Annotated in this window: 8 protein-coding genes, 1 pseudogene and 1 other annotated feature (1 of these 10 cut by a window edge); of the genes and pseudogenes, 7 read left to right on the top strand and 2 right to left on the bottom strand. The window is 39.0% G+C overall.

What is annotated here, in order from left to right:
• Positions 1-154: 154 nt before the first annotated feature.
• Both corA and AWT60_RS18215 read right to left on the bottom strand, forming a co-directional pair.
• Entirely contained in the window at positions 155-1114 is a 960-nt protein-coding gene (gene corA / locus AWT60_RS18220; RefSeq protein ID WP_076839097.1) for a magnesium/cobalt transporter CorA, read from the bottom strand.
• A gap of 133 nt (positions 1115-1247) precedes the next feature.
• A complete protein-coding gene (locus AWT60_RS18215) occupies positions 1248-1757 on the bottom strand; it encodes a hypothetical protein (protein WP_024425256.1) in 510 nt (169 codons plus the stop codon).
• A gap of 434 nt (positions 1758-2191) precedes the next feature.
• Between AWT60_RS18215 and AWT60_RS18210 the strand changes: the two genes are divergently transcribed.
• The 7 genes and pseudogenes from AWT60_RS18210 to AWT60_RS18185 all read left to right on the top strand — a co-directional run bounded on the left by AWT60_RS18210 (position 2192) and on the right by AWT60_RS18185 (position 8319).
• The gene (locus AWT60_RS18210; RefSeq protein WP_076839096.1) at positions 2192-3061 is read left to right on the top strand and encodes a DNA-3-methyladenine glycosylase family protein; all 870 of its coding nucleotides are present in this window, start codon (positions 2192-2194) and stop codon (positions 3059-3061) included.
• A 102-nt stretch (positions 3062-3163) separates the two neighbouring features.
• Positions 3164-4549 carry a 23S rRNA (uracil(1939)-C(5))-methyltransferase RlmD gene (rlmD, locus tag AWT60_RS18205; RefSeq protein WP_076839094.1) on the top strand — a complete coding sequence of 462 codons (1386 nt, stop codon included), beginning with the start codon at positions 3164-3166 and terminating at the stop codon, positions 4547-4549.
• Between the two features lie 385 nt (positions 4550-4934).
• A complete protein-coding gene (locus AWT60_RS18200) occupies positions 4935-5696 on the top strand; it encodes a methyltransferase domain-containing protein (protein WP_369810490.1) in 762 nt (253 codons plus the stop codon).
• Positions 5697-5862: 166 nt separating this feature from the next.
• Entirely contained in the window at positions 5863-6273 is a 411-nt protein-coding gene (locus AWT60_RS18195; protein ID WP_076839091.1) for a DUF6508 domain-containing protein, read from the top strand.
• Positions 6274-6312: 39 nt separating this feature from the next.
• The gene (locus AWT60_RS18615) at positions 6313-6438 is read left to right on the top strand and encodes a hypothetical protein (protein WP_255222342.1); all 126 of its coding nucleotides are present in this window, start codon (positions 6313-6315) and stop codon (positions 6436-6438) included.
• Between the two features lie 239 nt (positions 6439-6677).
• Positions 6678-6755 (top strand): annotated as a pseudogene (locus AWT60_RS18190) (MerR family DNA-binding transcriptional regulator); the annotation flags it as partial.
• 379 nt (positions 6756-7134) lie between these two features.
• Positions 7135-8319: a DUF1835 domain-containing protein gene (locus tag AWT60_RS18185; RefSeq protein ID WP_218677589.1), complete on the top strand. Its 1185-nt coding sequence runs from the start codon at positions 7135-7137 to the stop codon at positions 8317-8319.
• Between the two features lie 74 nt (positions 8320-8393).
• Positions 8394-8500, top strand: a binding site (T-box leader) (it continues 117 nt past the right edge of the window).

Below are 8500 nucleotides of genomic sequence, written 5' to 3'. Positions count from 1 at the left end.
TGCTCGTCCTTCCTAGACTTCAAAGGTTTTCTATCACGCTGAAAAGAAGACAAAGGGCTAAAATCAAGATCATTTTAGCCCTTTGTCAACAATCTGAAGCCTGCAGAAGACCTGCAGGCTTTTTGATTATTTTACGATGAAACAAAAGAGGGTACTATTTAAAAATCCTGAACCACCCTTTATGTTTAAACCACAAAAGCATCCCTGAGACGAGGAGACCCATGAAAATCAGCACGCCAAAATAGCCGTATTTCCAGTGTAATTCAGGCATGTTGTCAAAGTTCATTCCGTACACCCCAACAATAAAGGTCAGTGGAATAAAAATGGTCGACACAATGGTCAATGTCATCATGATCGCATTCATCCGGTTGGAATTCAGCGTCTGATAGCTGTCTCGTAAATCGGCTGTCATATCACGGTTTGACTCAACAATTTCGGTTAGTTTTAATAGATGATCATAAATGTCATTAAAATACGCTTGGCGGTTTGTATCGCTTTTCATCATATTTGTGTTCACAATACGATATAAAAGGTCCCTCATCGGGATAATCGTTCTTCGCAGTTTGAGTAAATCTGAGCGAATCCCAAATACTTCGTTCATCAACGTGCCATACGTTTTATGCCCTTCTTCATCCTCAATTTCATTCAGCCTGTCTTCAATTTGATAAATAATAGGGAAATAATCATCAACAAGCTGATCAATCAGCATGTAGGCAATATGCTCAGGTCCGCTGTTTCTCGCTTTATCAGACCCTTTGAGCTTTCGAATCACACGTTCAACGTACGGCGCTTCTTTCAAATGAAAGGTCACGATATAGTTTTCACCAACAAACAGATCGACTTCCTCAGAACGAAGCGTTTTTTGATTAAGGGCATGCAGCACGAAAAACAAATATCCTTCATAAAAATCAAGCTTGGGACGCTGTAAATAATGAAAACAATCTTCAATCGCAAGCGGATGGAAATGAAAATATTCCTTTAAAAGCGCTGCTTCCTTTTCCGTTGGCGCATGAAAATCAATCCAATACCAGGCGATATCGGGGCTTGAAATCTGCTGCAATGTTGCATGTTCAATCAAGTCGCCGTTTTTTGTCACTGCAAGTTTTCTCAGCATGTGCACCCCTCCAGACTTGCATTATATCATGAAGCAGCACCGGTGAACTTATACGTTTTCTTCATAAAAAAAGCCGATCTCATTTTTGAGATCGGTTCAATGTGCGTGTATGATTGATGGATAAAACCGAGAATTAAGGACGACGGAAGTTGACGAAACCACCATTACGGTCGAACCAGCCTCTAAATGCCCAGTTGATGTAGCCGCCGTCACCTTTGTTTGTGAAAGATCCATTTTCGAATACCCAGACTCCGTACGTAATACTTCCGTATTTCACAGTAGCAAACGTTTTGACGCCGTTGAAACGAGTCTCATAACCTTGGCTTAAGTTAAATACCATGACATTGTATTTTGCGCCAGCAGCATAGAAAGCAGACTCCATTAATCCTTTCACAAAGCCTTCACGGTTTGTGTTAGCATTTGCAGCATTGATTAATGCATTCGCAATACCAAGTACGTCAAAGTTAATATTAACGTTTCCTGCAGTTGTAGATGCTTTACCTTCAGCAGCTTTGTTTAAAACGGTTTGCTGTAATGTAGTAGAAACAGGTGCTGAAGTTTTTGGCTCAGCAGCGTCAGCGAATACTGGCAGTGTCGAAGAAACAGCAGTGGCAAGGGCAACAGAAAGAATTGTTTTTTTCATTGGTCGGATCTCCTTTGTTTTAAAATTTTGGGTCTTCTTTTTTGTAAAATGTGAAACTAAGTGAAGCCGGTCATCAATGAGGTAAATATGTTCCTGCAAGATAAAACAAATGATTGCCTAATCCGCTAATTTCTTTGTTCACCTCCTTGATATGTCATAATTATACAAATATTTTTAGAATGGAAGATATCACCCAGAGGTTCTATTTCTAATTTAAGGAAAATGAGCCTAAAATGTTGCAGGATGCTGTCGAATTTTAGCTGAATTCGACTAAAAACTTTCATCTATCCAAAAGGAGAATGACCACAAATAAGGAAGATATAACTGATAAATTCTTGTACTCTTTATGTTTAAAAGTATTCAATCTAGAGAATCATTCATGCAAAATGAAACAATCACATCTGCGTATGTTTGCAGAAAGGAAGAGGACATGTATGTGGGAAAAACAGCTGGCGGTAGAGCCGCCGTATCATTTCGATCAAGTGCTTAGACGCTTATCAAGTGATCCATTAAAAGCAGTCGATTTGAGTCAAAGAGAAATCAAAGTGCCGATCAGATTAGAGCAAAAACCGTACGTGGTCATCGTTCAAGCTACTGGAACAAAAGATGCGCCTATGTTCCGGGTGCAATCAAACGGCCCAGAGGAACCCCTTCTTTCTGAGGTGAAACGGATATTTGGCATGGAGCATCAATTACACATGATTCAAGACCATTTTTCTCAAACCAATCTAGCGCCCATTTTTGAGCAGCATATCGGAACGCCGCTCATGCTTGATTTCCATTTATATCATTGTTTAATGAAATGCATCATTCATCAGCAGCTTAATCTTTCGTTTGCTTACGAGCTCACGAAACGATTTGTCCATACGTACGGCGAGCAAATAGAAGGTGTATGGTTTGATCCTTTACCAGAAACCATTGCCTCTCTTGAAACAGATGATTTGAGAAAGCTTCAATTTAGTCAGCGAAAAGCAGAATATGTCATCGATGTATCGAAACGAATTGTGAGCGGCTCACTTTGTTTAGAGGAATTACACGATTTATCCGATCTGGAGGTGGAAGAGCGATTGCTTCCGATTAGAGGGATCGGCCCGTGGACGGTTCAAAATGTGCTCATGAATGGGCTTGGAAGACCAAATCTTTTCCCGATGGCAGATATCGGCATTCAAAACGCAATCAAACGACACTTCGACCTGCCTGAAAAACCGACAAAAGAAGAGATGGCAGCGCTAAGCAAGGAATGGACTCCATATTTAAGCTACGCTTCTTTATATTTATGGAGAAGCATTGAGACAGATAAATAACGGAAAGGAATTTTCTCTCTTTGTCTAAGACGTGATATACTAATGAGATGGAATAAAATGAAGACAACCTATCAAGGGTTCAAATAGAACGGAGAGAATAAAGTGAAAGAAAAACAGCAAGGTGCCCTTTTGCAAAAGGGACAGCAGTTCCCGCTTACCATTAAACGCCTTGGCATTAATGGTGAAGGGGTCGGTTATTTTAAAAAGCAAGTGGTCTTTGTCCCAGGTGCACTTCCAGGTGAGGAAGTGGTGGTTGAGGCAACGAATGTCCAAGCAAAATATGCTGAAGGTACAGTGAGGAAGGTGCGAAAGCGCTCCGAGCATCGAGTCAAACCGCCATGCCCAGTATACGAAGAGTGCGGCGGCTGTCAGCTGCAGCATTTGGCGTATGAGCAGCAGCTAAATGAAAAGCGTGATATTGTCATTCAATCAATGGAGCGACATACAAAGCTATCGGTTGAAAAGCTTGATATTCGGCCAACGATCGGCATGGAAGATCCGTGGCATTATCGAAACAAAAGTCAGTTCCAAGTAGGACGTTCTCACAGCGGAGACATCATTGCAGGACTTTATGGACTAAATTCCCATAAGCTTGTACCGATCAAGGAATGTATCGTGCAGCATCCAAAAACGAACAAAACAACAGGCGTTGTCCGCAAAATTTTAGAGAAATTCGGCGTATCGGTCTACAATGAACGGACAAGAAAAGGTGACGTACGCTCGATTGTCGTGCGTGTGGGCTTTGAAACAGGTGAAGTACAAGTCGTTCTTGTCACATCAAAACCTGAATTTCCAAAGAAAAAAGAAATCGCCGAAGCCATTCAAAAACGTCTGCCAGAAGTGACGTCTATCATGCACAATATTAATGGTGAAAAAACGTCGGTCATCTTCGGCCATAATACATCTCACCTAGCTGGAAATATGGTCATCCAAGAATTTTTAGGAGACGTCTCTTTTGAACTAAGTGCACGTGCTTTCTTCCAATTGAATCCGAAGCAGACGCTAAAGCTTTACGATGAAGCGAAAAAAGCGGCCAAACTGACAGGAAAAGAAAAGGTTGTCGATGCGTATTGCGGCGTTGGAACCATTGGAATGTGGCTTTCAGATGGCGCCAAAGAGGTACGAGGAATGGATGTCATCAAAGAATCAATTGATGATGCCAAGAAAAATGCCAAAAAACACGGCATGAAAAACGCGACCTATGTGACAGGAACAGCTGAACATTGGCTGCCAAAATGGGTCAAAGAAGGCTTCCGTCCTGACGTCATCGTCGTCGACCCGCCAAGAACCGGCTGTGAGCGCACCTTCTTAGACACCGTCAAACAAGTCAAACCAAAACGCTTTGTCTACGTCTCTTGCAACCCATCCACACTAGCAAAAGACCTTGAATACATGTCAAAAGACTACAAAATCGAATACATGCAGCCAGTTGATATGTTTCCGCATACCGCGCATGTGGAGTGTGTGGTGTCTTTATCTCTTAAGTAAAAAGGAAATGACAGCTATGATGGACCGAAACCAGCAATAGAAAAGGCAGTATCTAAATGATAAAAACCCTTCCAACAGGAGGGGTTTTACTTTAACTAACAATCTATTTTTCCTATTAGGATTCTTATTGTACTGAGTCCTCTATAATGAGACACCCATCATGTACTCTCGATTCTCAAAACAACTCATGTCTCACTCAATTATCAGCTGGATGAATATAAAATCAAGGTCTTCGGCAAGGTGCTCTTTAAATATAATTTTAAGTATTTTAATGGGAGTGATTCAATATGAGACTGAAAGAACATGAAATATAACAACTTTATACATTCGTAAGAGGCCCGCCAAATATTTAATCATTAAACTCAAAATGATAATTGGAGGGATTATGATGAATGACAAACAGTTTTCTTCATTTATAAAACAAGCAGATGAACCTTTTGTTGGGTGGGATTTCTCATTCATATCTGAAACTGGAAGAATGAAAAGTGAGCTGCTTTCATGGTCATATGGTAGTATAGCTACTTCTCTTGTTCAAAATGCAAAATCAATGCTGGACATGGGAACAGGTGGTGGAGAGTTTTTATCGAAATTAAGACCTTTTCCAACGTCAGTTTATGCTACAGAAGGTTACTTGCCTAATGTACCTATCGCAAAAGAACGATTAACACCTTTAGGAGTGAAGGTAGTTCAAATTTCTAATGATGGAAATCTTCCGTTTGAGACTGGAAAATTTGATCTTATCATCAATCAACATGAGTCATTTTCATCTAAAGAGGTGAGAAGAATTATCTCGAAAGAAGGTATTTTTCTAACTCAACAAGTCGGTGGACTCGATTGCATAGAGATTAATGAGAATCTAAGGGTACCAATAAATAAAGATTTTATTGATTGGAACTTAAAGAAAGCTTTAAACGAAATACAGGAGAATCATTTTGAGGTGTTGAAAAGTGCAGAAGAGTTTCCTGTTCAAAGATTTTATGATATTGGAGCATTGGTGTATTATCTGAAAGCAATTTCTTGGCAAGTGCCAGGTTTTGAAATAAGTAATTTCAAGGATGAATTATACACCATTCATAAAATCATTGAACAAAAGGGTTATTTTGACGCAAAACAACACAGATTTATTATTTTAGCTAAAGCAGTTTAGTTGGAAATGGAGCCTTTGATATATTTGAAGGCTCCAGCCTAATTTTGAATAGATGCCACCACGAAACAAAAGATGAAAAATAATAAAACGTACGATTCAGTTGATCATATGGTTCCTTTTATTATTGTCGGGCTTGAAAGCATTCTAAAAATAGAGGAGGATAACGATGAGCCAATTTGATAGTCTAACAAAATACATACCGATGCTCCGCGAGGACCATATCGGAGAATGGGTGATCGATCAAGAAAATGATGGAACAGCTGAACGCCCAATCCAGATGCCTTTTGTGCATTATTCTGAAACGGTCCAACGCTTTATCGAAGATGTCTATACCTTTGCAGAACAACATCAAGAGATGGAGCTTACCCGCTACAGAGAAATCCTCAAAGAAAATGGCATTGAAGGTGGATTGAACGATATCGAGAATGTGGACATTTCAAATTTAAATGTGCAGTGTGTACTTGCTCTCATCATGGGGGTTGTGAGAGCTGAGCGGTTTTGCGAGGGTTCCATATTCAATTCTTTTAAAAGTGGAACCATGTTGAAGTGTCTTGAAAGATTGGATTGTTTGGAGTAGGAGCGATGAGCGGTTTATTTCAATTATTGGAGTGATCATATGAAAAATAAAACAAATGTAGCCGATACTATTCCTTCTATGAAAATAGAAGAAATTGATCAAATATTATTATATGATCTTGATGCAATAAAAATTGAAAAAGAAGATGAACGTGTAAGAGAATAAAGTAAGTTTGGAACGGGTTTATGAATGATATGAAGATTGTTGAGCAGATGGGATTGTTAGAAAAAATTTTAGGATAATGGGCAAAGCCTAGATTTTAGAGAAATCTAGGCTTTTTTGCGCTTTTGGAAAATTTATTCAACTTCATCAAATGATTATGCAAATGAAATTCTTCTGTTGACTTTCCCCTTTACTGAAAGGTTTATACTTTGATCAGATCAACAAAACGGAGGAGATGCAGGATGTTCAAAATCGGTGATTTTTCTATGTTAAGTAAAGTGCCTGTCAAAACCTTAAGGTATTATGATCAAATTGAATTGGATGCGAAACCTGTGCGAACAGTGGTCAAAGGATTTTAATACAAAAGTGACTAGCAAATGATCAAAAAAGCAAAGAGAACGATTGTGAAGGGGAATTTGTGAATAAAGATATGAAAATCCCTTTTTTTAGGAGAATTCTATCAATAAATCAATCAATCAGAAAGAAAGTCTCAGAGCGGGTTGTACGCAAATGGCCCCATTTTATGGGGCTTTTCGTTTTTCGTAAAAGTCTAGCTTCCACGGTTCTGCCATGATCACTTCTGTAAAGATCTGATCATCTCTTTGTCATACTTTTGAATGAAATTGACTTAATAGAATTGACGCAAGCACCATGAATAGGTGAAGATGAAATAAACTGTAAGATAAAGGGAGTCGAATAATGATACATATCATATTTGGGGCGGCAGCTGCCGGTAGTTTAAAACAAGCAATACGTGAAATGAAGCAAGATCAAATAGATAATATTATCGCTTTTGATGATATTTATTCGATTGGACCACTTCTACATTTACACGAACATGAAGGACAAGCGAACCGTATAGAGTGGCTGCGTAACGTGATGTCAAATGAATTTGGCTATTTTGACGACATGGTTAACGATCAGCACAGAATGCTGCAGCAAATAAAAGAAATAAAAGCTGGCAGTCGTATACTCATCTGGACAGGCAGTAATGCCCATGAGCAAATTGGCTTGCGATATGCCGTCTATTTATTAAAAGAAAAAAGGGTTGAATTGTCTGTAATCAATACAACGACAGCATTTGATCAGCTGTTCAATACGAATACAAGAAGAATGATCCTTCGACATTCCGGAGAAATCACATCTGAAAAATTTAAAATTTTGTATGAGAGTAAAGAGCATATTCACCCAGTGACAAAAGAAGAGAGAGAAAGATTACAAAATGAATGGCTTTCACTTGCTAAAGAAAATCATACGCTGCGGATATGGCAAAAAGGACAAGTGATCAGCGTACCAGAAGATGAATTTGATGCTTATTTAGTGAAAATGGCTAAGCGGCTTCATCAGTCCGCGCCAGAAGAGGAGTATATCGTCACTCCACGCTTAATAGGAGAAGTCATTGGTCATTTAGATCAGTATATCGGTGATGATTTTATTGAATATCGATTGAAGACATTAATTGATCAAGGGATGTTTGACATGAAAGGAAAACGAACTTCCATGCGTTATTACTCGATTAAACTGACAGAGTTCGGTCAGAACTTCAAAAAATGGGTGTGCTGTCGAGAGTTTGAGGATCATCCTTTTGTGAAAATTGAAGGAGATTACGGTGGTGAACCTTTTCATTGCGGGCATTGTCAATGTCATTTAGAAAGAGATGATTTACCAATGAGTGATACCCTTTTCTCAAAGTTATGGAATTGGAATATACAGTATGGCCGCTGGTTTGACGAAGAAACCGATGATTTGCTGCCAAATGGTGTAGACATGGAAAAGAAATTCAATCAAGAAGGAGAGAGAATCACTGAAGAAGTGAAACGGGCCTTATCACCTGCGTTTCAAATTGAATATAGCCCAAGTGAATACACACAATATTACATTTAAAGAATGAATTTCAAAAGCTCTTCACAAAATAACCCTTTACATCATCCATTATCATCATGTAAGATATGGAGAAATTAAAAGCGAAGAAAAGGACATGAGCATTTTTTACTGGTTATCAGAGAGGGAAGTCACGCTGAAATCTTCCTAACACAGAAAAGTTGTCTTACCACCTTTGAGCTGT

The sequence above is a fragment of the Bacillus sp. F2HM genome, from assembly GCF_019266135.1.
Classification (GTDB): domain Bacteria; phylum Bacillota; class Bacilli; order Bacillales; family Bacillaceae; genus Bacillus; species Bacillus safensis.
The sequence above is the reverse complement of the archived record's forward strand: the minus strand, read 5'-3'. Positions and strand labels throughout refer to the sequence as shown.